Source organism: Mixta mediterraneensis, assembly GCF_030283135.1.
Classification (GTDB): domain Bacteria; phylum Pseudomonadota; class Gammaproteobacteria; order Enterobacterales; family Enterobacteriaceae; genus Pantoea; species Pantoea mediterraneensis.
The window spans coordinates 61,154-83,658 of sequence record NZ_JASUAZ010000005.1 but is presented as its reverse complement, the minus strand read 5'-3'; the positions used below and the strand labels follow the sequence as shown (position 1 = coordinate 83,658).

The following is a 22,505-nucleotide window of genomic DNA, read 5'->3' as shown; positions in this document are numbered from 1 at the left end:
GAGAAACAGTGTGAAAGTTCTGACAGTATTTGGTACTCGCCCAGAGGCCATCAAAATGGCGCCACTGGTGAAAGCACTGGCGCAAGATCCGGCCTTTGAATCCCGCCTGTGCGTGACAGCGCAGCACCGTGAAATGCTCGATCAGGTGCTGCGCCTGTTTAAGCTGCAGCCTGATTACGATCTCAACATCATGCGTCCTGAACAGGGTTTAACCGAGATCACCTGTCGCATTTTGCAGGGCATGAAAACCGTTTTACTCGACTTCAAACCCGATGTCGTCCTGGTTCATGGCGATACCACCACCACGCTGGCGGCGAGCCTTGCCGCGTTTTATCAGCAAATTCCTGTGGGTCATGTTGAAGCCGGTCTACGCACTGGCGACCTGTCATCACCGTGGCCGGAAGAAGCTAACCGCAAGCTGACAGGGCATCTTGCCAGCCTGCACTTCACTCCCACTTTGCGTTCCCGCCAGAATTTGTTGCGGGAAAACCTGGCGGATGCACGTATCTTTGTTACCGGCAATACGGTCATCGACGCGCTGTTGTGGGTGCGCGATCGGATCCTGGATGACAGCGTTCTCAATGCCCAGCTGGCAGCGTCCTATCCGTTTCTCGAAAACAGCAAAAAGCTCATCCTGGTCACCGGCCATCGCCGCGAAAGCTTCGGTGATGGCTTTGAACGCATCTGTAGTGCGCTGGCGCAAATCGCCCGCCAGCACCCCGATGCGCAAATTGTCTATCCGGTACATCTCAACCCTAACGTCAGCGAACCGGTAAAGCGCATTCTCAGCGGCATCGAAAACATCGTCCTGATCGAGCCGCAAGAATATTTACCGTTCGTCTGGTTGATGAACCGTGCCTGGCTGATTCTTACCGATTCTGGTGGCATTCAGGAAGAGGCGCCGTCGCTGGGTAAACCGGTGTTGGTGATGCGCGATACGACTGAACGTCCGGAAGCAATAGAAGCAGGAACGGTGAGACTGGTCGGCACCGATACTGAAAAAATCGTCAATGAAGTAAGCCAGTTGCTAACGGATGAAGCCGCCTGGCAGGCAATGAGCCACGCTCACAATCCTTATGGTGATGGCGAAGCCTGCAGACGCATTTTGCAAGCCTTACAAGATAGCAGAGTTGATTTATGAGTTTTGAAACCATTTCCGTGATTGGGCTGGGTTATATTGGGCTGCCCACCGCTGCCGTTTTTGCTTCAAAAGGAAAAAAGGTGGTGGGCGTAGATGTCAACGCGCGCGCTGTCGAAACCATCAACCGTGGAGCGATTCACATTGTCGAACCCGATTTAGACAGTGTGGTGCATGACGCCGTGACGCGAGGCGATTTGCGTGCAACCACGCAGCCGGAGGCCGCGGATGCTTTTCTGATCGCAGTCCCAACGCCATTTATGGCCGACCATCAACCCGATTTACGCTTCGTCAAAGCGGCGGCCGAATCGATCGCCCCGGTGCTGAAAAAAGGCGATCTGGTGATTCTGGAATCCACTTCGCCGGTTGGCAGCACCGAGCAAATGGCTGAATGGCTGTCGGCGGTCCGCCCTGATTTGCGCTTTCCCCAGCAGGATGATGCGCCGGATGTTTTTATCGCGTATTGCCCAGAGCGGGTATTGCCCGGTCAGGTGATGGTGGAACTGATAAATAACGATCGGGTGATTGGTGGCATGACGCCCGCCTGTTCCGCGCGCGCCAGCGAGCTATACCGCCTATTCTTAAAAGGCGACTGCGTTGAAACCAATGCACGCACCGCAGAAATGTGCAAGCTCACCGAAAACAGTTTTCGTGACGTTAATATCGCTTTTGCTAATGAATTATCGCTGATTTGTGCAGATCAGGGAATTAACGTCTGGGAATTAATCGCCTTAGCGAATCGCCATCCACGCGTCAATATTCTCCAGCCTGGCCCTGGCGTAGGCGGGCACTGTATCGCCGTCGATCCCTGGTTCATTGTGGCGCAAAATCCTGAACTGGCACGCCTGATTCGTACCGCGCGTGAGGTTAATGATGCCAAGCCGCATTGGGTGCTGGATCAGGTTAAAAAAGCATTGGCGGAGTGCCTGACCCAAACTGGCAAGCGTGCCAGCGAGTTAACCATCGCCTGTTTTGGTCTGGCATTTAAACCCAATATTGATGATCTACGCGAAAGCCCGGCGATGGGTGTCGCCCAGCTGATTGCTGAATGGCATAGCGGTAAAACCTGGGTAGTAGAGCCAAATATCAGCCAGATCCCTTCCACGCTGAACAAACACGCCAGGCTGGTCCCCTGTGAGCAAGCCATTGCTGAGGCCGATCTGCTGGTGATGTTAGTCGATCACCGTGAATTCCGCGCCATCGATGCGGCGCAGGTTACACAAGGCTGGATTGTGGATGCCAAAGGCGTGTGGCGATGAAACAGTTTCTGATTACTGGCGGTGCCGGATTTATCGGCTCAGCACTGGTGCGTTATCTGATCAACGAAACCGATCATCGCGTATTGGTGGTAGATAAGCTCAGCTATGCGGGCAATCTTGCATCGCTGGCAAGCGTCTCTCAGAATACGCGTTTCGCTTATGAACAGGTGGATATTTGCGATCGTCCAGAGCTGGATCGGGTATTGAAGCACTATAAGCCCGACTGCATTATGCATCTGGCGGCAGAAAGTCATGTTGACCGCTCAATTGATGGGCCGATTGCTTTTATAGAAACCAATATTGTAGGCACTTATCAGCTGCTTGAAGCCGCGCGTTCTTACTGGAATGCGATGGCGGACGAACGGAAAAAATCCTTTATTTTCCATCATATTTCTACTGATGAGGTCTTTGGCGATCTTCATGACGAGGCGTCATTTTTTACCGAAACCACGCCTTATGCGCCAAGCAGCCCCTATTCCGCAACTAAAGCCAGCAGCGATCATTTGGTTCGCGCCTGGCTGCGTACTTACGGCTTGCCCGTGGTCGTCACCAATTGTTCAAACAATTACGGCCCCTGCCACTTTCCTGAAAAATTGATTCCGCTCACCATCATCAATGCGCTGGCAGGTAAAGCCTTACCGGTTTATGGCAACGGGCAACAAGTTCGCGACTGGCTGTATGTTGAAGATCATGCGCGCGCGCTTTACGCCGTGGTAAACAGTGGCAAAGTGGGCGAAAACTACAATATCGGTGGCCACAATGAGCGCAAGAATATTGAGGTAATAGAAACGATTTGCGCGTTGCTGGAAGAGCTGGCCGCAGATCGTAAACCCGCCGGCCTGACAAATTATCGCGACCTGATCACCTATGTTGCCGATCGCCCTGGTCACGACCAGCGCTATGCCATTGATGCCAGTAAAATTGCCCGTGAGCTAGGCTGGACGCCACAGGAAACGTTTGAAAGCGGCCTGCGCAAAACGGTTATCTGGTATCTCGATAATCCCAACTGGTGGCAGGCAATTCTTGATGACCGCTATCATGGTGAGCGCCTCGGCTTGTCGCAATAACCCGCGTAAGGAGCAGAGATGAAAGGCATCATTTTGGCAGGCGGATCGGGCACGCGTTTACATCCGATTACGCGGGCCGTTTCGAAACAACTGCTGCCGGTTTATGACAAGCCGATGATTTATTATCCGCTGTCTGTGCTGATGCTGGCGGGGATCCGCGACATTCTGTTAATTACCACGCCGGACGATCGCACTCAATTTGAGTGTTTACTGGGCGATGGCAGTGAATTTGGCCTTCAGCTGACTTATGCGGTACAGCCCAGCCCGGATGGCTTAGCGCAGGCGTTTATTATTGGCGAATCGTTTATTGGCAACGATAGCTGCTGCCTGGTTCTGGGCGATAATCTCTATTTTGGTCAGGGATTTAGCCCTAAACTGAAGAAAGTGGCGCAGCGCAATCAGGGCGCAACGGTATTTGGCTATCAGGTTATGGATCCCGAACGTTTTGGTGTGGTGGAGTTTGACGAAAACTTCAATGCACTGTCGATTGAAGAGAAGCCGAAGCAACCAAAATCACGCTGGGCGGTTACCGGCCTGTATTTTTATGATCGCCAGGTGGTTGAATTTGCGAAACAGGTTAAACCTTCTGAGCGCGGTGAGCTGGAAATCACCGCTATCAACCAAATGTACCTTGAGCGCGGAGCATTATCGGTTGAACTGCTAGGTCGCGGCTTTGCCTGGCTTGATACCGGAACTCATGACAGCCTGGTTGAAGCCAGCATGTTTGTACAGACGGTTGAGAAGCGTCAGGGTTTTAAAATCGCCTGTCTGGAAGAAATAGCCTGGCGCAATGGCTGGTTAAGTGACGATCAGCTTCGTGCCGCCGGTGAGACCTTAATCAAAACTGGCTATGGCCAGTATTTACTGGATTTGTTACATGCCCGTCCTCGTCAATATTAATCCGCAAGCCTGGGAAAGCCAGTTTTTCGGTGTTGACACCGTACGGCTGGATCTCAATGGCGAATTGCCGCTGGCAACGGCGGTGCAACATCCCTGCGCGCTGCTGCAAATGAAAGTACCTGCTGAGCAAACCGGGGTGCTGGACTCGCTCAGCCAGCATGGCTTCCAGCTGGTGGAAGGTGAGGCGGATTTAGCGCTCAATATCAAACGTACCGAACGCCAAACCGGTGTACGGATCGCGCGGGAATCACAAATCCCCGCTCTGCGCGACGCGGCTAGCCGGGCCTTTAGCCAAAGTCGTTTTCGTGCGCCCTGGTATGCTGCTAAAGACAGCGGCCGATTTTATGCGCAATGGATTGAAAATGCGGTACGCGGTACTTTCGATAATCAGTGCCTGATTGCCAGCGATGAAACCGGCGCATTGCAAGGATTTGTCTCGCTGCGTGAAGTTGAGGGCGCTGCGCGCATCGGCCTGCTGGCGGTGCTGCCAGATGCACAGGGTAACGGCATAGGCCAGCGTTTGATGCTTGCAGCGGCTGACTGGGGCCGGGTGCGACGGCTGGAGCAGCTGCGCGTCGCGACACAACTCAGCAATCTTACGGCGATGCGCCTCTATTTACGCAGCGGTGCGCGGCTGGAAAGTACCGCGTACTGGTTCTACAGGAAAGGTCATGATTCCATTTAATGCGCCCCCGATTGTGGGCACCGAAATCGACTATATGCAATCGGCAATGAGCAGCGGCAAACTGTGCGGCGATGGCGGTTTTACGCGTCGCTGTCAGCAATGGATGGAGCAACGTTTCGGGAGTAAAAAGGTCTTGCTGACGCCATCCTGCACTGCCTCGCTGGAAATGGCGGCGCTGTTGATCGATATTCAGCCTGGCGATGAAGTGATCATGCCAAGTTACACCTTCGTCTCTACCGCCAATGCGTTTGTGCTGCGTGGTGCAAAAATTGTATTTATTGACGTTCGCCACGATACGTTAAACATAGATGAAAGACTGATCGAAGCGGCCATTACTGATAAAACGCGCGCGATTGTGCCGGTGCATTATGCGGGCGTGGCCTGCGAAATGGACACGATTATGGCGCTGGCAGCGAAGTATGATCTGTTCGTGATAGAAGATGCGGCGCAGGGCGTGATGTCGGGTTATAAAGGCCGTGCGCTTGGCAGTATCGGGCATATTGGCTGTTTCAGTTTTCATGAAACTAAAAATTACACGGCAGGCGGTGAAGGCGGAGCAACGCTTATCAATGACGCCAGTTTGATCGATCGCGCAGAAATTATCCGTGAAAAAGGCACCAATCGCAGCCAGTTCTTCCGTGGACAGGTGGACAAATATACCTGGCGTGACATGGGATCCAGCTATTTAATGGCTGATTTACAGGCGGCGTATCTTTGGGCGCAGCTGGAAGCCGCCGACCGCATTAATCAGCAACGCTTGCGCTTGTGGCAACGTTATTACGACGCGTTACAACCGCTGGCAGCGAAAGGTCGTATCACGCTGCCAACCATCCCAGCCGACTGTAAACATAATGCGCATATGTTCTATTTAAAACTGCGCGATCAACACGATCGTCAGGCGCTGATCGACTGGATGAAAGAGGCAGAAATTCTTACCGTCTTTCACTATATTCCGCTGCACAGTTCACCCGCAGGGCAGCGTTTTTCACGCTTTTTCGGCGAGGACCGTTTTACCACGTCAGAGAGCGAATGCCTGCTGCGGCTCCCGCTGTTTTATAACCTGTCGGACAATAACCAAAGTACGGTTATCAGTTCCTTACTGAGCTTCTTTTCCTGATGTCCTTAGCCAAAGCCTCGGTGTGGACGGCATCGTCCACGCTGATAAAAATTATTGCGGGCTTGCTGGTGATTAAACTGCTGGCGGTGAGCTTTGGCCCGGAAGGCGTTGGACAGGCAGGAAACTTCCGTCAGTTAATTACCGTATTAGGCGTGCTCGCGGGCGCTGGCATTTTCAATGGTGTGACAACATATGTGGCACAGTCACAGCAGCATCCAGAATGGCTACGTGCGGTAGTCGGCACCGCGTCGGCGATGGTCACCGGGTTCTCTACGCTGCTGGCGCTGGTGTTTTTGCTGGCCGCAGCGCCAGTCAGCGAAGCGCTGTTTGGTCATGTTCGTTATCAGGCGGTGATCCGCGCTGTCGCGTTTTTACAGCTCGGCATTGCCTGGGCTAATCTGACGCTGGCGCTGCTTAAAGGTTACCGCGATGCTCGCGGCAATGCGCTGGCACTGATCTTTGGTAGCGTAATCGGCGTGGCTGGCTATGTGTTGTGCTGGTGGCTGGGCGGGTATCAAGGCGCGCTGACTGGACTGGCGCTGGTGCCCGCGCTCGTGTTGCTACCGGCGATAGTGGTGCTGAAGCAGCGTATACCGCTGCCGCTGAGCTGGCTACGTCCGCAATGGCAACCGGATATTGCACGTAATCTGGCAAAATACACCGTAATGGCACTGATTACCGCCATTACATTGCCCGTCGCCTGGGTGATGATGCGTAATTTACTGGCAACGCAGGAAGGCTGGTCGCAAGTTGGCTTGTGGCAAGGTGTTACCAGCATTTCTGACGCTTATCTACAGTTTATTACCGCGACCTTTAGCGTCTGGTTATTGCCTACGCTGGCACGTCTGGAGCATAAGCGCGACATTGCCCGGGAAATTGCTCGTGCATTGCGCTTTGTATTGCCTGCCGTAGCCGCCGCCAGTTTCTGTGTCTGGCTGTTACGTGATGTGGCCATTGATCTGCTATTTTCTGATGCCTTTCGCGGTATGCGCGATCTGTTTGTCTGGCAGCTGTGTGGTGACGTGTTTAAAGTGGGCGCGTACGTTTTTGGCTATCTGGTGATCGCCAAAGCCTCGCTGCGTTTATATGTTTTGACGGAAATCAGCCAGTTCATCTTGCTAACGCTCTTTTCCCGTTGGCTCATTCCACAACATGGCGTTACGGGGGCTGCGCAAGCTTATATGTTCACCTATGTGTGCTATTTCGCCCTTTGCTGTGGCGCTTTCATTATTTATTGTCGGAAAAAATGACTTTGATTCACGTTTTGGGATCCGATATTCCCCATCACAATATAACGGTGCTGCGCTTTTTCAACGACATAATGAGCGTTGAGCAGCCGTCCGCATTGCTGCGTCATTTTATGGTCGTCACGCAGCAGCCGGAAAATATGCAGATGTTTAGCGCGTTGTATATCGAAACGTTCAGCAGTAAGAAAGCGCTGGCACAAGCGCTTATCCAACGGGCGAAATGTCGTCAGCAACGTTTTTTCTGCCATGGTCAGTTTAATCCGTGGATCTGGCTGGCGCTGTTAAGTGGTAAAGTGCGTCGCTCGCAGATTTTCTGGCATGTCTGGGGGGCCGATCTGTATGAGGATTCGCGCAGCCTAAAGTTTCGTCTGTTTTATCTGTTGCGTCGCATCGCGCAGGGCAGAGTCGCGCGGGTGTTTGCCACGCGCGGCGATTTACACCAATACCAGCAACGCCACGGCAGCGTTCCGGCATCGCTACTCTATTTTCCAACTAAAATGCCGGCTGCGGTGTTAAAAGCCGAACCGGAAGAGAATTTTACGATTCTGCTCGGTAATTCAGGTGATGCCAGCAACCGCCACACAGAAGGTCTAAACGCTATCCGCCAGCAGTTTGGCACGCAGGTACAGGTTGTGGTGCCGCTGGGGTATCCGCCGAATAATGATGCCTATATTGAACGCGTTAAAACGGCGGCGGAGGCACTGTTTCCGGCCGGGCAAGTGCGGTTATTGCGCGATAATCTGGCGTTTAAGGATTATTTAGCACTGCTTACACGCTGCCATTTAGGCTATTTTATGTTCGAACGCCAGCAAGGCATCGGCACTCTGTGTCTGCTCATTCAGGCTGGCGTGCCGTTTGTTATCAGTCGCAAAAACCCTTTTTGGCGGGATGTCGCTGAACAGCAACTTCCGGTACTGTTCAGCGAAGATGCGCTCAACACAGCCGTGGTGGCGGAGGCGCGGCGCCAGCTTGCGGACTGTGATAAACAGACCATCGCTTTTTTTGCCCCAGGTTATCTGGCGGGTTGGCGGGCAGCGTTACGCCTTTGCGAAGAGGAACCGTCATGAACCTGACGCAGTTTAGCGGTCTGCTGGTGGTTTATCTGCTGTCACTCGGCTTTATTCTGACCTTAACCTGGCGGGAATTTAAGCGGGTGCGGTTTAACTTCCATCTGTTCTTTACCCTGTTATTTTTACTGACTTTTTATTTCGGTTTTCCGCTAACGTGTATATTGGTGTTTCGCTTTAATACCGAAGTGGTGCCGCCGGAATTTCTGTTGCAGGCGTTACTCTCAGCAGGCGCTTTCTACGCTATCTATTACATTGGCTATAAGGTGCGGCTCAGGCCGATCAACGCGCCACCTGCTAAACCCTGGTTACAGGTAAATCGGGTAGAAGCACATTTAACCTGCCTGATTCTGGCGTTAGTCGCATTGGGTACTGTCACGGTATTTTTCCTGCACAATGGATTTTTGCTGTTCAGGCTTACCGCGTATAACCAAATTTTTTCCAGTGAAGTATCCGGCGTAGCGCTCAAGCGCTTCTTTTATTTCTTTATTCCGGCGATGCTTATTCCCTATTTCCTGCGCCCTTCACAGCGCAACTGGCTGCTTTTCCTGGTAGTGACCGTCGCGTTTGGCTTGCTGACTTACGCGCTAGTGGGCGGGACGCGTGCTAACATCATCATCGCTTTTGCGCTGTTTTTATTTATCGGCATTACCCGCGGCTGGATTACTTTATGGATGCTGGCAGCGGCGGGCGTGATGGCAATTTGCGGTATGTTTTGGCTGGCATTGCGGCGTTATAACCTTGACGTCATGGGCAATGAGGCGTTCTACACTTTTCTTTATCTGACGCGCGATACCTTCTCTCCGTGGGAAAATCTGGCGTTGCTGCTGGATAACTATCACAAGATAGAATTTCAGTTTCTGGCGCCATTATGGCGCGATTTCTATGTATTTATCCCGAGTTGGCTATGGCCAGAACGCCCGGCCACAGTGCTGAACAGCGCCAATTACTTTACCTGGGACGTGCTTAATAACCATTCCGGGTTGGCAATTTCGCCAACGTTGATCGGCTCGCTGCTGGTGATGGGCGGCGTTTGGGCGATTCCGCTGGGTGCCATTGCGGTCGGTATGATTATTAAAGCCTTTGATGCGCTGTACACGCGAGGCTGCAACGAAACGAATCGCTACAGCGGCGCTATTTTGCAAAGCTTCTGCTTTGGTGCCGTGTTCAATATGATTGTACTGGCGCGCGAAGGACTGGATGCCTTTGGTTCGCGCGTGGTGTTTTTCTGCATTATTTTTGCTGCCTGTTTGGGCGTCGCAAAATTACTTTTTTGGTTACTGGATCGTGCTGGGTTAATTCGCAGCCGGGACGGGCGAGTATTACAACGTTCGTCCTGATTAGCCTTTGGGATTGAGGAAAAAAGATAAAACGACTATGACAAAGTTACCTGACACGCCGCAGTACTCTATTCGCGGCGTCGCGCTGTATGGTTTCGACAGCATGGCGTCGTTTGTTGATTTTCTCATGCCGGAAGAGGGCGTGCGTAGCGGCACATTAGTGGCGATTAATGCGGAAAAAATGCTCACTGCTGAGCATGATGAGCGGTTACGGACGCTATTGCAGCAAGCCGAATTTAACTATCCTGACGGCATCAGTATTGTGCGTTCAATCCACAAGAAATACCCAAACGCGGCGGTAGCGCGTATTGCCGGTGCGGATTTGTGGGAAGCATTAATGGAACGAGCCGGTCGCGAAGGCACACCCGTGTTCTTAATCGGCGGGCGACAAGCGGTACTGGATGAAACCTGCGACAAACTGCGTCGCCAGTGGAATGTGAATATTGTTGGCGCTCAGGATGGCTACTTTGCCCCTGCCGACCGTGAAGCGCTTTTTATGCGCGTTGCAGCCAGTGGCGCCCGGCTGGTGACGGTCGCGCTGGGATCGCCGCGTCAGGAATTGTTGATGCAGGATTGTCGGCAACACTGGCCGCATGCGCTCTATATGGGCGTAGGCGGCACCTATGACGTTTTTACCGGGCGTGTGAAGCGTGCACCAAAAATATGGCAAAAATTAGGGCTGGAGTGGCTGTATCGTCTAATGACACAGCCGAGCCGCTGGCGCAGGCAGTTAAAGCTAGTGAAATATCTTCGCTATCACTGGCGGGGGGATCTCTGATGTTGCTGATAAATGCTGCGTTTTTTTCAGCGCAAGTGAGATAAGCGCTGTATTTGTCGACGAAATGCACAAAGCGTAATCAAACGCGTTTTTTTATTTAAAAAGCACTAGACACGATGGGCGCTTATCTCTAGTATGCACATCCGCAACGGCGCTACGCGCCCGTAGCTCAGCTGGATAGAGCGCTGCCCTCCGGAGGCAGAGGTCTCAGGTTCGAATCCTGTCGGGCGCGCCATTGAGTTTGTGCGCAAGAGCTGCGGTGGTTTTATTACCGAGTTAGTAAGCAGTAAAGAATTAAATGCTGTAAGTTTTTTTACTTGCAACATTCAGTACAGTGGTGGCTATAGCTCAGTTGGTAGAGCCCTGGATTGTGATTCCAGTTGTCGTGGGTTCGAGTCCCATTAGCCACCCCAGATTTTGCTGGGATACGCGAAGGTGGCGGAATTGGTAGACGCGCTAGCTTCAGGTGTTAGTGTCTTAACGGACGTGAGGGTTCAAGTCCCTCTCTTCGCACCAGGCAAAACAAATTAAAAAAATCGGCGAGTAGCGCAGCTTGGTAGCGCATCTGGTTTGGGACCAGAGGGTCGGAGGTTCGAATCCTCTCTCGCCGACCAATTTTAGAAACCTGCCTGAAAAGGCAGGTTTTTTTCGCCTGAAGTCAATGAGGATGAGAACCTCCGAAGGAGGTTTGAGCCGAGCGAAGCGAGACAACGTTGCTTCAGCAACGGCCCGCAGGGCGCCTCTCAGCGAGAAGCGTCATCCTCTCTCGCCGACCAATTTTAGAAACCTGCCTGAAAAGGCAGGTTTTTTTTCGCCTGAAGTCAATGAGGATGAGAACCTCCGAAGGAGGTTTGAGCCGAGCGAAGCGAGACAACGTTGCTTCAGCAACGGCCCGCAGGGCGCCTCTCAGCGGGAAGCGTCATCCTCTCTCGCCGACTAGTTTTAGGAATTGTTCTGAAAAGGCAGTTTTTCGGTCAGGTAAAATCTTAACAGATACTGTTGTTGATGTGAGACGATTAACCTATTGATTAAAATAGGTTATTACAGGATTTATCAGGCTTGTCGTAAAATAGCGACAGTGATCTTCCTCTTCGTCGCTTAACACCGACACATGTCTGCGATGCGCGGTCTTATATATTAAGCAACTTACTGAAAATAAAATTTTTTTAAGTCTAGTGCTACAATGGCACGCTTTATGCAATAATCTAACCGTAGATGCTCATTCCATTTCTTATGTCTGCGAATGCTACATAAACCCAGGAATGATGCAGAGCCAATTTTGGGTACCTGTTGTCTGGCTGCCTGTATCGCGCAAGCTTTACAGGGTTAACTGACACCACGTTGAGTCGGGTACCTTCCAGTTGTCTTACCGACCTGATCTTACACCTGCTTCTGGCAGGTGTTTTTTTGCCTGCCGTTTAACAAGTGGCAGGCAAAAAAAAAGCCGGGCAAGCCCGGCGTGAAAAAAGTAATGATATTAAGCGTTAGGATTGTTCTTTAACGTCAGCAATAACCCCTCACGACGCATTTTCGCTGCTTCTTCCGGGCGACGCAGTCGATCATAGACATCCGCTAACAAAGCATAGTCAAAAGCATCCGGACGTTGTGCCAGCGCCTGATGTAGCGCGTCAGCAGCCTGTTGCCATTCCCCATGACGCATTAATAGCTGACCCAGTGTGCTGTGCAGCAGTGGTGTTGCACCGTGCTGTTTGATCTGCTGACGTAACGCTTTTTCCAGCGCTTCTGGATTATCACTTTTAATGCGTGGCATCAGCAGCACCAGACGATCGTCGTAATGCCGTTTCAGACCATCCAGTATAATTTCCTGCGCGGTAGCGTGGTCATTACACTCAATGAGATGATCCGCCATCGCTGCTTGCAGCGCCGTTTCCTGTCTGGTTTTACGGCTCAGGTTATGCCACCAACGCTTCAGGCCATCACTGCCTTGATCGGCCATCGCCTGATTCATCAAACCCAGCCAGGCTTGCTGTTGCAGCGCTGTCTGATGAGCTTCATCGCCTACCTGCGCTTTCTGCATGGCAGGCAGAATATCCAGCAACGCGCTCCATGCACCAGTGCGAACGTACGCCTTTTCGGCAAGACGCAGCACTTCAGGGTGACGGGGTGCAACTTCCAGCAGGCGATCAATGCCGTGACGGGCAGCATGGTCTTCATTACGGGCCAGCTGAATACGTGCGCGGGTAATTTCCACTGGGATCACATCGTTGTCAGACAGTTCAGACGCGCGTTCCAGATGCTGATTCGCTCGAATTTCATCGCCCCGCTGCTGCGCTGCTTCTGCCGCCAGCAGATAATTAGCGACCGGCACATCTGCATGGTCGGCATCTTTCGCTAACAGCTTTTCGGCCTGCTTGTGATCGCCTTCAGCTAACTTCATCATCGCTGACTGGGTATGGCGCTGGGCACGACGACGCTTGCGTCCGGTAAACCAGCCGCGTGTACGCGCGCCGGTGCGGAACAGACGACGCAGTAGCCATTCCACACCCAGAATCACCAACAGGCTGATAATTAAGATAATCACCAAACCGGTTACACTGGTTTCTACGTTCCAGTTATCGGTTTGAATAAGGACGTAGCCCTGATGACCGGCGATCATCGGGCCAAAAACCACGCCAGCAATTAACAGCACAAACAGGATAAATACCTTGAGCATATTTAGCCTCCCTGCTGATTAGCAGCGACGGAAGGCTGTGCTAATAGGTTTCGCACGCGAGTTTGCATCAACTGTTCCAGCAATGGCTGGCTTTCCAGGTTATCAGGCAGATCCATGTGGATATTTTGCTGGCTTAACTCGTCCAGCTGGGCAAGAAATGCTTTGGTCGCGGCGTCATTAGTGTCGTACCAGGCACGGACCCACGTCGAAACAGTATCAATTGATTGCCTGTAAATTTCGTCCTGATGACGTGGCACGGCTTGCGCGGCGATCAACAGACGCGACCGGATATTTTCACGCAGATAAACGTCCTGATTCGGTGCCAGTAGCGGCTGTGCCGTGTTGTCGCGGCGGCGGATGGTAATGAAATCATCCATAAAGTTGTGCCAGCTTTTCACCAGGTTTTGACGCCACTCGCGCACCGAACTGGAAAGCTCGCCATTATCACTATCCATCGGCGCATCATCGCTATCATTGTCGGCCAGACGCAGATTATCGACGCCGTTTGATAGCTGGTTCAGCTTGAGAATAATGCCATCATAATCGACCTGGCTTACGGCTGACAGTGTACTGATGTCCTGTGTGAGCGCACGACGAACATTCATTACGCTCGGGTCGTTCATATCTGCCAGGCTGGCATCTGCGCTTTTCAGCAGCGCAGCCGCGGTGGTCACATCCTGATCGCTCCACAATTTTCGGCCTGCCAGTTTAACCAGATAATCTGCCTGCGCCAGTAACCAGCTACGCACGTCATTACCAGAAATTACCGCCATTTTTTCACGTAGCGTTTCCAGCTCCTTTGCGGAACTGGCCTGCTGTGTCTGCGCGGCTTGTAGCGCGCTTTCGGCGCTGGTTAGCTGCTGCGTAAGCTGCTGTTTATCGTTATTCGCCTGTTGTTGCAGGGCGTTTAATTGTTCGCTCAGGCGTTGGTTGGTTTGTGCCTGTAAATCGGCCTGATGTTTCCCATTAAGGTATAAACCGGCACCCATCGCCAGCGCGATCGCTATCGCCACTGCGCCCAGCACCAGAGTACCGTTTTTATGATTACGCGGCGACTTGTTGCTGGAGGAAGGAGAGTGATCAACCGCTGGGGTGGTTTCTTCAACCATGGCGGAGGAGTCTTTTTGTTCCGTCATATGTGGCACATCCCATTGTTAAGTTCAGCGTAACGCACGCAGCAGCGCGTCGTTATCGGCACCATCGGCTACCTGAATATCCTGCCAACCCAAATTTGCGGCCAGGGTAGCCAAACGTTCACTGACGACCAGTAGTCGACAGTTAAGCAACCATTCCTCACGATCAATTGCGGGGAACAGCGAAAAAAGCTGTTGCAGCATTTCACCGCTGGTCACGACTAAAGTTGTAATACCGCGCTCGCGCCAGCGTTTACCTTCAATCGCGCCGTCGTACTGTTTCTCACAGCGCTGATAACATTCGCTAAACGTGACTTCTGCCCCTCGGCTGCGTAGCGTCGAGGCCAGCAATTCGCGGCCAGGATTGCCACGTAAAATTAAGGCACGTTTGTGCTCGACCTGCTGTAACGCATTCAGCTGAATGAGTTCTTCACTGGTTTCTTGGGCATGAGGATAAGTCACATGCAAACTACTGATGGTATGAAACGCCAGCGCAGTGCTACGTCCAATTGCATAATAGACTACGTCAGCCGGCCATGCTGCGGCTGCATGCTGCATCGCCGGATGAGCAAAATGGATAACCTGTTGTGAAAGCATAAAAACCAGGTCACCAGGGCGTAAATCAGCTAACTGTTGGGGCAAGCGATCGAGATCGCCGCCTGGGGCGAACTCAATTAGCGGCAAGCTCCACGCCTGTTTTCCCAGCGCATGCAGACGCGTCACTAACTCTGCCGCTGCGGGTTCCGGGCGAGTCACCAGGATGGTCATGCGGAAGGCTGCCCTTGATAAACAGCCTGCAAAATTTCGCGCGCGCCGCCGTCAAGTAACTCTTCCGCCAGCGAAATGCCCATTTGTTCCGCTTGATCGCGTGAGCCACGACGCTCACCGCTAACCATTGCGCTGCCGTCTGGAGCGCCGACCATGCCGCGCAACCAAAGCTGGTCGCCTTCTAACAGCGCGAAACTGCCGATCGGCACCTGACAACCGCCTTCAAGGCGCGTATTCATCGCGCGTTCAGCTTTGACACACACAGCGGTATCTTCATGATTCAGCGCCTGTAGCAACCCGATCAGCGTGCTGTCATCAAGGCGACATTCAATGCCTACCGCGCCCTGGCCGACAGCAGGCAAAGAAATTTCTGCTGGCATTGGCTGGCGAATACGCTCTTCAAGCCCTAAACGTTTTAATCCCGCAGCGGCAAGGATAATCGCGTCATATTCACCGGCGTCCAGCTTGCCCAGACGCGTTCCCACATTACCGCGCAGCGATTTAATGACCAGATCAGGCCGACGTGCACTGATTTGGCATTGGCGGCGCAGGCTGGATGTACCCACAACCGCGCCCTGCGGCAGTTCGTCAATCGATTCGTAATGATGAGAAACAAACGCATCACGTGGATCGTCGCGTTCACAAATGGTCATCAGTCCTAAACCTGCGGGAAAATCTACCGGCACATCTTTCATAGAGTGTACCGCCAGATCGGCGCGATTTTCCAGCATAGCGAGTTCGAGTTCTTTAACAAACAGGCCCTTACCACCAACCTTAGCCAGTGGTGTATCGAGGATGATGTCACCTTTGGTGACCATTGGGACCAGCTCAACGCGCAAGCCGGGGTGAGCGCTCATAAGGCGCTGCTGTACATATTGTGCCTGCCACAAAGCGAGAGGGCTTTGTCTTGTAGCAATTCTGAAAATTTTGTCTAACATGCTGTTAACCATTTTGATCGTTCATCGAATATCCTATCATCGATAGGGGAATGCTGACAGTTTCAACGGATTGAAAACGGTTCGCTGCTGGATTTCCCCGTATTAACCGAGGGAAACCGAGGGTGAGAGTCCGAAAAGGCGGGACGCTAGCAGGAACGTGCTAAACTGTTAAGTAGCGCAACTTTCTTTACGGTCAACCTGTCGAGTGATAGATTGATCACGTTTCCAGCAATAATCTGCACGACATCTTTATTATTAAGCGGCAGAGTTTGGAAACAAGTTGCTTAAACACTGGGACTATCAGGCGAAACGTCTTGTACCTCTACATTGAGACACTGAAACAGAGACTGGATGCCATCAATCAGCTGCGAATTGATCGTGCGCTGGCTGCCATGGGACCCGCTTTCCAGCGCGTCTACAGTCTGCTGCCAACCTTATTACATTATCAACATCCGCTGATGCCGGGTTACCTTGAAGGTAACGTTCCACATGGCATCAGCTTCTTCACGCCTGAAGAAAATCAGCTTCGATTACTGGCTGATTTGACGGGCGATCGCGACTTCGCGCTGGCGGATGCGCCTAAAGGCGAAATGCCCATTACCGGCATCTATTCAATGGGCAGCACGTCGTCCGTGGGCCAAAACAGCGTATCAGATCTTGATATTTGGGTTTGCCATCAATCCTGGCTCGACAATGAAGAACGCCTCAATTTGCAACGCAAGTGTACTTTGTTGCAGAAATGGTGCGTGTCGATGGGTGTTGAAGTCAGCTTCTTTCTGATTGATGAAAACCGTTTCCGCCATAACGAAAGCGGTAACCTCGGCGGCGAAGATTGCGGATCTACCCAACATATTTTGTTGCTGGACGAGTTCTACCGCACGGCGGTACGCATGGCTGGCAAGCGTATTCTGTGGAATATGGTGCCGGGCGAAGAAGAGCACCATTACGACGAATACGTGATGTCGCTTTATGCTAAAGGGGTGTTAACGCCCAACGAATGGCTGGATATAGGCGGTCTCGGCACTCTGTCAGCGGAAGAGTATTTCGGGGCCAGCTTGTGGCAACTCTATAAAAGTATTGATTCGCCGTACAAAGCAGTGCTGAAAACCCTGCTGCTGGAAGCATACAGCTGGGAATATCCCAACACACAACTGCTGGCTATGGATATTAAACAGCGCCTGCATGATGGTGAAATTGTCTGCTTCGGTCTTGATCCCTATTGCATGATGCTGGAACGCGTCACGCATTATTTGACCAGCGTTGACGACCAGGCGCGACTCGACCTGGTTCGTCGCTGTTTCTACCTCAAAGTATGCGAAAAACTCACCAGTGAAGAGCATTCTCATCGCTCTGGCTGGCGGCGTGAAATTTTGTCGCAGCTGGTGAAAGAGTGGGGCTGGGATGAAGAAAAACTCGCGATTCTGGATAACCGCGCTGAGTGGAAAATTGAGCGTGTCCGCGAAGCCCATAATGAATTGCTGGATGCGATGATGCAAAGCTATCGCAATCTGATCCGCTTTGCCCGCCGCAACAATTTAAGTGTCAGCGCCAGCCCGCAGGATATTGGCGTGCTGACACGTAAACTGTATGCCGCATTTGAAGCTTTGCCGGGTAAAGTCACCCTGGTGAACCCGCAAATCTCGCCTGACCTGTCGGAAGAGAACCTGACCTTTATCCATGTGCCGCCGGGGCGTGCAAACCGTTCCGGCTGGTATCTGTATAATCAGTCACCGGATATGAGTTCGATTATTAGCCATCAGCCGCTGGAATATAACCGCTATCTGAACAAGCTGGTGGCATGGGCGTGGTTTAATGGTTTGTTAACCAGCAAAACGCGCCTGCATATTAAAGGGAATGAAATCTGTGATTTGGCGCGTTTGCAGGAGCTGGTAAACGATGTCTCCAGCCATTTCCCGCTGCGAGTGCCTTCACCGACGGCAAAAGCGTTGTATAGCCCCTGTGAAATTCGCCATTTGGCCATTATCGTTAACCTCGAATACGATCCGACCTCAGCGTTCCGTAATCAGGTGGTGCATTTTGATTTCCGTAAGCTGGATGTCTTCAGCTTTGGCCAACAGCAGCAATGCTTAATTGGCAGCATCGATCTGCTGTATCGCAACTCGTGGAATGAAGTCCGTACTCTGCATTTCAGCGGCGAACAGGCGATGATCGAAGGTCTGAAAACGATTCTGGGCAAAATGCATCAGGATGCGTCACCGCCAGATACAGTGGAAGTGTTCTGTTACAGTCAGCATCTGCGCGGTTTAATTCGTACCCGCGTACAACAGCTGGCGTCGGAATGCATTGAGCTGCGTCTTTCCAGTACGCGTCAGGAACCGGGGCGTTTTAAAGCGCTGCGCATGGCGGGCGAGACATGGGGTCTGTTCTTTGAACGCATGAGTGTTTCGGTGCAAAAATTAGAAAACGCCGTTGAATTTTATGGGGCGATTTCTAATAACAAACTGCATGGTTTATCGATCAAAGTGGAAACCAACCAAACGCCGCTGCCGCCGGTCGTTAACGCCTATGCAAGTGAAGGGATTATCCAGTTCTTCTTTGAAGATACGACCAACGATCGCGGCTTCAATATCTATATTCTGGATGAAACCAACCGGGTTGAGGTTTATCACCACTGTGAAGGCAGCAAAGAGGAGCTGGTACGCGACGTCAGCCGCTTCTACTCCTCTTCGCACGATCGCTTCACCTACGGTTCTAGTTTCATTAACTTTAACCTGCCGCAGTTTTATCAAATTGTGAACACGGGTGAGCGTTTTCAGGTGATCCCTTTCCGCAGTCAGACGCTGGCGCAGCTGTGCGCTTCTCAACCGGATAACGACCACGGCGACTATCAGCCGCGTTACCAGGTACACTAATCCCGGCAGGTTGCCCGTTCTGAACGGGCAACCGCCAACTTCACAGCTTGTCACAACGCTCACGCTATTTGCGGGCATTTCCTGTTGCTTTTCCAACTTCAACTGCGATGATAAGCATCCAGGTAAAGGACATGAAGAGCATAAAGAATGAAGAGAGTAATTAGCCTGTTGGGAATCGCCTTGGCGCTAACAAGCCTTGCAGGCTGTGGCTTGAAAGGACCGCTTTACTTCCCGCCGCAGACACAGCCGAAAACACAAAAAGCACCAACGGAGGCGCAAAAAGCAGCCGCGACTAAAGCGGATGTTGGCGGTTTAGTGAGCGGCGATTCGGGCGTTCAGGCGAACTAATTTCTATGGCGTATCCGGCGGAGCAAAAAATGCAGTTCTCCAAAATGCACGGCCTTGGCAACGATTTCATGGTTGTGGACGCAGTCACACAAAACGTCTTTTTTTCGCCTGAACTGATTCGCCGGTTGGCCGATCGTCATCTGGGGATCGGCTTTGATCAGCTACTCATTGTCGAGCCGCCTTACGATCCCGATCTCGATTTCCACTATCGTATCTTCAATGCCGATGGTAGCGAAGTCTCACAATGCGGCAATGGCGCGCGCTGTTTTGCCCGTTTTGTGCAGCTGAAAGGCTTGACCAATAAGAACGACATTCGCGTCAGCACCCAGGCCGGACGTATGGTACTGAGCGTCACGCCAGACGATCAGGTGTGCGTCAATATGGGCCAGCCGAATTTTGAACCGCAGCAGGTGCCGTTCCGTGCGAATAAGGCGGAAAATCTCTACCTGCTGCGTGTGGCCGAACAGACAGTGATGTTTGGTGCGGTATCGATGGGGAATCCGCATTGTGTGATTCAGGTCGAAAGCGTCAAAACAGCGCAAGTTGAAGTTTTAGGCCCGGTCCTGGAAAGCCACGAACGCTTCCCGGAACGCGTCAATGTTGGCTTTATGGAAGTGGTCAATCCTGAACACGTTCGCCTGCGCGTTTATGAACGCGGCGCGGGTGAAACTCAGGCGTGCGGCAGCGGTGCGTGTGCTGCGGTTGCCTGCGGCATTCAGCAGGGGATTTTGGCACCGAAAGTTCGGGTCGATTTGCCTGGCGGTACGCTGCATATCGCCTGGAAAGGCGCTGGACAACCGTTATATATGACGGGTCCAGCCACACATGTTTACGATGGGTTTATTCATCTATGAAAATTATCGAAGAGCAAGCCGACAATACGGTCTTGCTGGACGATCAGGCCGTAAGCGATTATCTGCGTCAGCATCCCGATTTTTTTATTCGCAACGCCCGCCAGGTCGAACAAATGGCGGTGCCGCATCCGGTGCGTGGCAGCGTATCGCTGGTGGAATGGCATATGGCGCGCCAGCGTAATCATATCCAGCAGCTGGAAGAAGAGATCACTTTACTGATGGAGCAGGCCACCAATAATCATCAGCTGTTTGATCGCCTGCTGTCATTGCAAGGGCATTTGGCGGCGGCCGACTCGTTACAGGAAATGTTGAATCGCCTGCATCGCTGGGCGCGCGAGCTGGGCCTGGCAGGCGCGAATGTTCGTCTGTTCAGCGATAAATGGCATGTTGGCGCACCTTCCGACTTTATCCAGCTGGGGCTGTCGCGTCAGGTGTTTGAGCCATTACGTATCCAGCGCTTTGGCAATGCGCATCATTATCTGGGCAGCCTTAATGGCCCGGAATTGCTGCTGCTGTTGCCGCAGGCTAAAGCAATTGGCTCGGTAGCGATGTCTTTAATGGGCGATAACGGCGATTTAGGCGTGCTGATTTTCAGCAGCCGCGACAGTCAGCACTATCAGTCTGGTATGGGCACCTTGCTGTTGCAGCATCTGGCACAAATGATGCCTGATTTGCTGATGCGCTGGATAGAACGCGCATGAGCAGCCCGCTGCAGAGTGCCATCGACGAGTTTCTGCGCTACCTGAAAGTGGAGCGCCAGCTTAGTCCGCTCACACAAAGTAACTATGCGCGACAGCTTGCGGCACTGGTGATTATTGCCGATGAGATGAAAATCAGTGCCTGGACGCAGCTGGAACCTACGCAAGTGCGAACTATGGCTGCGCGTAGTCGCCGCACCGGCCTGTCGGCCAGCAGCCTTGCGCTGCGCCTTTCCGCGTTACGCAGCTTTCTCGACTGGCAAGTCAGCCAGGGCATGTTATGTGCTAATCCAGCCAAAGGGATTGCGACTCCCCGCAAAACGCGTCACCTGCCAAAAAATATTGATGTCGATGAAGTAAATCAGCTGCTGGAAATTGATTTTGACGACCCGTTGTCGGTGCGCGATCGCGCCATGCTGGAAGTCATGTACGGCGGTGGATTACGTCTTTCTGAGTTGGTGAACCTGGATTGCCGCCATATTGATATGGCCTCGGGTGAGGTATGGGTAATGGGTAAAGGCAGCAAAGAGCGCCGCGTACCGATTGGCCGCACTGCCGTAACCTGGCTTGAACACTGGTTGCCATTACGCGTCAGTTTTGGCTGTGAGGATGATGCATTGTTCTTGTCCACGCGTGGTCATCGTATCTCGGCGCGTAATGTGCAAAAACGCTTCGCACAGTGGGGCATCAGACAGGGCGTCGCCAGCCATATCCATCCGCATAAGCTTCGCCACTCTTTTGCGACCCATTTACTGGAGTCGAGTGGCGATCTCCGGGCGGTGCAGGAGTTGCTGGGGCATGCCAACCTCGCCACCACGCAAATTTATACCCATCTCGATTTCCAGCATCTGGCTTCGGTGTATGATGCTGCGCATCCCCGCGCCAAACGAGGAAAGAAAACATGAAGTTTTATCGCCCCCTGGCAGCGATCAAAGCCATTACCTTTGACCTTGATGACACGCTTTACGACAATTATCCGGTGATCCGTAAAACCACAGCTGAATCCCATGCTGCGCTGCAGGGATTTCATCCCGCATTACAGGAATTCACCCAGGAAGCCTATCAGGCGCTGCGTGACGAGCTGCTACGACGTGAACCAGAAATTTATCACGATGTCTCAGAGTGGCGTCGCCGTTCGGTAGAGCTGGCAATGTTGAATGCCGGATTGCCTCCTGAGCAGGCTTTTTCCGGCGCAGCGCAGGTAATGGCGGTTTTCCATCAATGGCGCAGCGAAGTTGAGATGCCGGAAGAGACACACCAAACCTTAAAATTGCTGGCTGAAAAAGTGCCGCTGGTGGCGATCACCAATGGCAATGCGCAGCCAGAAAAAATGGGCATTGCCGATTACTTCCAGTTCGCGCTGCGTGCCGGTCCCGATGGACGCGCCAAGCCGTGGCAGGATATGTATCACCTGGCGGCTGAACGCCTCAACATCGCGCCGCAGCATATTCTTCACGTGGGCGACGATCTCACTACCGACGTGGCTGGATCGTTGCGCTGCGGCATGCAGGCCTGCTGGATTAATCTGCGTCAGGGCAATTTGATGCACATCAATGATGCACGCTTGCTGCCGCACGTTGAAATTTCACAGTTGGCATCCCTTACCTCGCTGCTATAATGG

General features: G+C 52.5%; 20 protein-coding genes, 4 tRNA genes and 2 other RNA genes. 22 read left to right on the top strand and 4 right to left on the bottom strand.

All coding sequences use genetic code 11. The features are described from left to right. Positions 1–10 precede the first annotated feature (10 nt). From wecB to QRY16_RS05530, 16 genes are all read left to right on the top strand, one after another. Positions 11–1,141 carry a non-hydrolyzing UDP-N-acetylglucosamine 2-epimerase gene (gene wecB / locus QRY16_RS05605; protein ID WP_289775920.1) on the top strand — a complete coding sequence of 377 codons (1,131 nt, stop codon included), beginning with the start codon at positions 11–13 and terminating at the stop codon, positions 1,139–1,141. Continuing rightward, complete coding sequence (wecC, locus tag QRY16_RS05600) at positions 1,138–2,397, top strand: UDP-N-acetyl-D-mannosamine dehydrogenase (RefSeq protein WP_289775919.1); 1,260 nt, start codon at positions 1,138–1,140, stop codon at positions 2,395–2,397. The genes wecB and wecC overlap by 4 nt, the downstream gene beginning before the upstream one ends. Next, positions 2,394–3,464: a dTDP-glucose 4,6-dehydratase gene (rfbB, locus tag QRY16_RS05595; RefSeq protein WP_289775918.1), complete on the top strand. Its 1,071-nt coding sequence runs from the start codon at positions 2,394–2,396 to the stop codon at positions 3,462–3,464. The genes wecC and rfbB overlap by 4 nt, the downstream gene beginning before the upstream one ends. An 18-nt stretch (positions 3,465–3,482) precedes the next feature. Continuing rightward, the gene (gene rfbA, locus QRY16_RS05590; RefSeq protein WP_289775917.1) at positions 3,483–4,364 is read left to right on the top strand and encodes a glucose-1-phosphate thymidylyltransferase RfbA; all 882 of its coding nucleotides are present in this window, start codon (positions 3,483–3,485) and stop codon (positions 4,362–4,364) included. Continuing rightward, a complete protein-coding gene (rffC, locus tag QRY16_RS05585) occupies positions 4,342–5,049 on the top strand; it encodes a dTDP-4-amino-4,6-dideoxy-D-galactose acyltransferase (RefSeq protein WP_289775916.1) in 708 nt (235 codons plus the stop codon). The genes rfbA and rffC overlap by 23 nt, the downstream gene beginning before the upstream one ends. After that, complete coding sequence (gene rffA / locus QRY16_RS05580) at positions 5,036–6,166, top strand: dTDP-4-amino-4,6-dideoxygalactose transaminase (protein ID WP_193406282.1); 1,131 nt, start codon at positions 5,036–5,038, stop codon at positions 6,164–6,166. Before rffC ends, rffA begins: the two co-directional genes overlap by 14 nt. Next, entirely contained in the window at positions 6,166–7,416 is a 1,251-nt protein-coding gene (wzxE, locus tag QRY16_RS05575) for a lipid III flippase WzxE (RefSeq protein WP_289775915.1), read from the top strand. Before rffA ends, wzxE begins: the two co-directional genes overlap by 1 nt. Continuing rightward, positions 7,413–8,480, top strand: coding sequence for a TDP-N-acetylfucosamine:lipid II N-acetylfucosaminyltransferase (gene wecF / locus QRY16_RS05570; RefSeq protein ID WP_289775914.1), 1,068 nt, complete (start codon positions 7,413–7,415; stop codon positions 8,478–8,480). The genes wzxE and wecF overlap by 4 nt, the downstream gene beginning before the upstream one ends. Further along, positions 8,477–9,820, top strand: coding sequence for an ECA oligosaccharide polymerase (gene wzyE / locus QRY16_RS05565; RefSeq protein ID WP_289775913.1), 1,344 nt, complete (start codon positions 8,477–8,479; stop codon positions 9,818–9,820). The genes wecF and wzyE overlap by 4 nt, the downstream gene beginning before the upstream one ends. 37 nt (positions 9,821–9,857) lie before the next feature. After that, positions 9,858–10,598 carry a lipopolysaccharide N-acetylmannosaminouronosyltransferase gene (gene wecG / locus QRY16_RS05560; protein WP_193406278.1) on the top strand — a complete coding sequence of 247 codons (741 nt, stop codon included), beginning with the start codon at positions 9,858–9,860 and terminating at the stop codon, positions 10,596–10,598. A 158-nt stretch (positions 10,599–10,756) separates the two neighbouring features. Beyond that, positions 10,757–10,833, top strand: a tRNA-Arg gene (locus QRY16_RS05555). Between the two features lie 102 nt (positions 10,834–10,935). Next, positions 10,936–11,011: transfer RNA gene (locus QRY16_RS05550), tRNA-His, on the top strand. Between the two features lie 16 nt (positions 11,012–11,027). Then, a tRNA-Leu gene (locus QRY16_RS05545) sits at positions 11,028–11,114 on the top strand. Positions 11,115–11,135: 21 nt separating this feature from the next. Next, positions 11,136–11,212, top strand: a tRNA-Pro gene (locus QRY16_RS05540). 32 nt (positions 11,213–11,244) lie between these two features. Next, positions 11,245–11,374, top strand: a non-coding RNA gene (locus QRY16_RS05535) — RtT sRNA. A gap of 33 nt (positions 11,375–11,407) precedes the next feature. Then, positions 11,408–11,537, top strand: a non-coding RNA gene (locus QRY16_RS05530) — RtT sRNA. Positions 11,538–12,075: 538 nt separating this feature from the next. On the opposite strand, the gene hemY is transcribed toward QRY16_RS05530, so the two are convergent. From hemY to hemC, 4 genes are read right to left on the bottom strand one after another with little or no spacing between them, the layout of a single operon-like run. Beyond that, positions 12,076–13,272 (bottom strand): protoheme IX biogenesis protein HemY, encoded by a 1,197-nt coding sequence (hemY, locus tag QRY16_RS05525; RefSeq protein ID WP_289775912.1) that lies wholly within the window; start codon positions 13,270–13,272, stop codon positions 12,076–12,078. Between the two features lie 2 nt (positions 13,273–13,274). After that, positions 13,275–14,408: a uroporphyrinogen-III C-methyltransferase gene (gene hemX / locus QRY16_RS05520; RefSeq protein ID WP_289775911.1), complete on the bottom strand. Its 1,134-nt coding sequence runs from the start codon at positions 14,406–14,408 to the stop codon at positions 13,275–13,277. 24 nt (positions 14,409–14,432) lie between these two features. Next, positions 14,433–15,173, bottom strand: coding sequence for a uroporphyrinogen-III synthase (hemD, locus tag QRY16_RS05515; RefSeq protein WP_193406275.1), 741 nt, complete (start codon positions 15,171–15,173; stop codon positions 14,433–14,435). Then, complete coding sequence (gene hemC, locus QRY16_RS05510) at positions 15,170–16,111, bottom strand: hydroxymethylbilane synthase (protein WP_289775910.1); 942 nt, start codon at positions 16,109–16,111, stop codon at positions 15,170–15,172. Before hemC ends, hemD begins: the two co-directional genes overlap by 4 nt. A 314-nt stretch (positions 16,112–16,425) precedes the next feature. On the opposite strand from hemC, the gene QRY16_RS05505 reads away from it, so the two are divergent. The 6 genes from QRY16_RS05505 to yigB all read left to right on the top strand — a co-directional run bounded on the left by QRY16_RS05505 (position 16,426) and on the right by yigB (position 22,502). Continuing rightward, positions 16,426–18,984 (top strand): class I adenylate cyclase, encoded by a 2,559-nt coding sequence (locus QRY16_RS05505; protein ID WP_289775909.1) that lies wholly within the window; start codon positions 16,426–16,428, stop codon positions 18,982–18,984. Between the two features lie 147 nt (positions 18,985–19,131). Further along, positions 19,132–19,332: an LPS translocon maturation chaperone LptM gene (gene lptM, locus QRY16_RS05500; RefSeq protein ID WP_193406272.1), complete on the top strand. Its 201-nt coding sequence runs from the start codon at positions 19,132–19,134 to the stop codon at positions 19,330–19,332. 29 nt (positions 19,333–19,361) lie between these two features. After that, positions 19,362–20,186, top strand: a complete 825-nt coding sequence (dapF, locus tag QRY16_RS05495) for a diaminopimelate epimerase (RefSeq protein WP_289775908.1) — start codon at positions 19,362–19,364, stop codon at positions 20,184–20,186. After that, positions 20,183–20,887 (top strand): DUF484 domain-containing protein, encoded by a 705-nt coding sequence (locus QRY16_RS05490; RefSeq protein WP_289775907.1) that lies wholly within the window; start codon positions 20,183–20,185, stop codon positions 20,885–20,887. The genes dapF and QRY16_RS05490 overlap by 4 nt, the downstream gene beginning before the upstream one ends. Further along, positions 20,884–21,789 (top strand): tyrosine recombinase XerC, encoded by a 906-nt coding sequence (gene xerC, locus QRY16_RS05485; RefSeq protein ID WP_193406269.1) that lies wholly within the window; start codon positions 20,884–20,886, stop codon positions 21,787–21,789. The genes QRY16_RS05490 and xerC overlap by 4 nt, the downstream gene beginning before the upstream one ends. After that, positions 21,786–22,502: a 5-amino-6-(5-phospho-D-ribitylamino)uracil phosphatase YigB gene (yigB, locus tag QRY16_RS05480; protein ID WP_193406268.1), complete on the top strand. Its 717-nt coding sequence runs from the start codon at positions 21,786–21,788 to the stop codon at positions 22,500–22,502. Before xerC ends, yigB begins: the two co-directional genes overlap by 4 nt. The last annotated feature ends 3 nt before the right edge of the window (positions 22,503–22,505 follow it).

What these genes read in the sequence shown, in the direction of transcription:
- wecC (WP_289775919.1), top strand. Translation starts at nt 1,138, where the DNA reads ATGAGTTTTGAAACCATTTCCGTGATTGGGCTGGGTTATATTGGGCTG.
- rfbB (WP_289775918.1), top strand. Translation starts at nt 2,394, where the DNA reads ATGAAACAGTTTCTGATTACTGGCGGTGCCGGATTTATCGGCTCAGCA.
- rfbA (WP_289775917.1), top strand. Translation starts at nt 3,483, where the DNA reads ATGAAAGGCATCATTTTGGCAGGCGGATCGGGCACGCGTTTACATCCG.
- rffC (WP_289775916.1), top strand. Translation starts at nt 4,342, where the DNA reads ATGCCCGTCCTCGTCAATATTAATCCGCAAGCCTGGGAAAGCCAGTTT.
- rffA (WP_193406282.1), top strand. Translation starts at nt 5,036, where the DNA reads ATGATTCCATTTAATGCGCCCCCGATTGTGGGCACCGAAATCGACTAT.
- wzxE (WP_289775915.1), top strand. Translation starts at nt 6,166, where the DNA reads ATGTCCTTAGCCAAAGCCTCGGTGTGGACGGCATCGTCCACGCTGATA.
- wecF (WP_289775914.1), top strand. Translation starts at nt 7,413, where the DNA reads ATGACTTTGATTCACGTTTTGGGATCCGATATTCCCCATCACAATATA.
- wzyE (WP_289775913.1), top strand. Translation starts at nt 8,477, where the DNA reads ATGAACCTGACGCAGTTTAGCGGTCTGCTGGTGGTTTATCTGCTGTCA.
- wecG (WP_193406278.1), top strand. Translation starts at nt 9,858, where the DNA reads ATGACAAAGTTACCTGACACGCCGCAGTACTCTATTCGCGGCGTCGCG.
- hemY (WP_289775912.1), bottom strand. Translation starts at nt 13,272, where the DNA reads ATGCTCAAGGTATTTATCCTGTTTGTGCTGTTAATTGCTGGCGTGGTT.
- hemX (WP_289775911.1), bottom strand. Translation starts at nt 14,408, where the DNA reads ATGACGGAACAAAAAGACTCCTCCGCCATGGTTGAAGAAACCACCCCA.
- hemD (WP_193406275.1), bottom strand. Translation starts at nt 15,173, where the DNA reads ATGACCATCCTGGTGACTCGCCCGGAACCCGCAGCGGCAGAGTTAGTG.
- hemC (WP_289775910.1), bottom strand. Translation starts at nt 16,111, where the DNA reads ATGTTAGACAAAATTTTCAGAATTGCTACAAGACAAAGCCCTCTCGCT.
- lptM (WP_193406272.1), top strand. Translation starts at nt 19,132, where the DNA reads ATGAAGAGAGTAATTAGCCTGTTGGGAATCGCCTTGGCGCTAACAAGC.
- dapF (WP_289775908.1), top strand. Translation starts at nt 19,362, where the DNA reads ATGCAGTTCTCCAAAATGCACGGCCTTGGCAACGATTTCATGGTTGTG.
- QRY16_RS05490 (WP_289775907.1), top strand. Translation starts at nt 20,183, where the DNA reads ATGAAAATTATCGAAGAGCAAGCCGACAATACGGTCTTGCTGGACGAT.
- xerC (WP_193406269.1), top strand. Translation starts at nt 20,884, where the DNA reads ATGAGCAGCCCGCTGCAGAGTGCCATCGACGAGTTTCTGCGCTACCTG.
- yigB (WP_193406268.1), top strand. Translation starts at nt 21,786, where the DNA reads ATGAAGTTTTATCGCCCCCTGGCAGCGATCAAAGCCATTACCTTTGAC.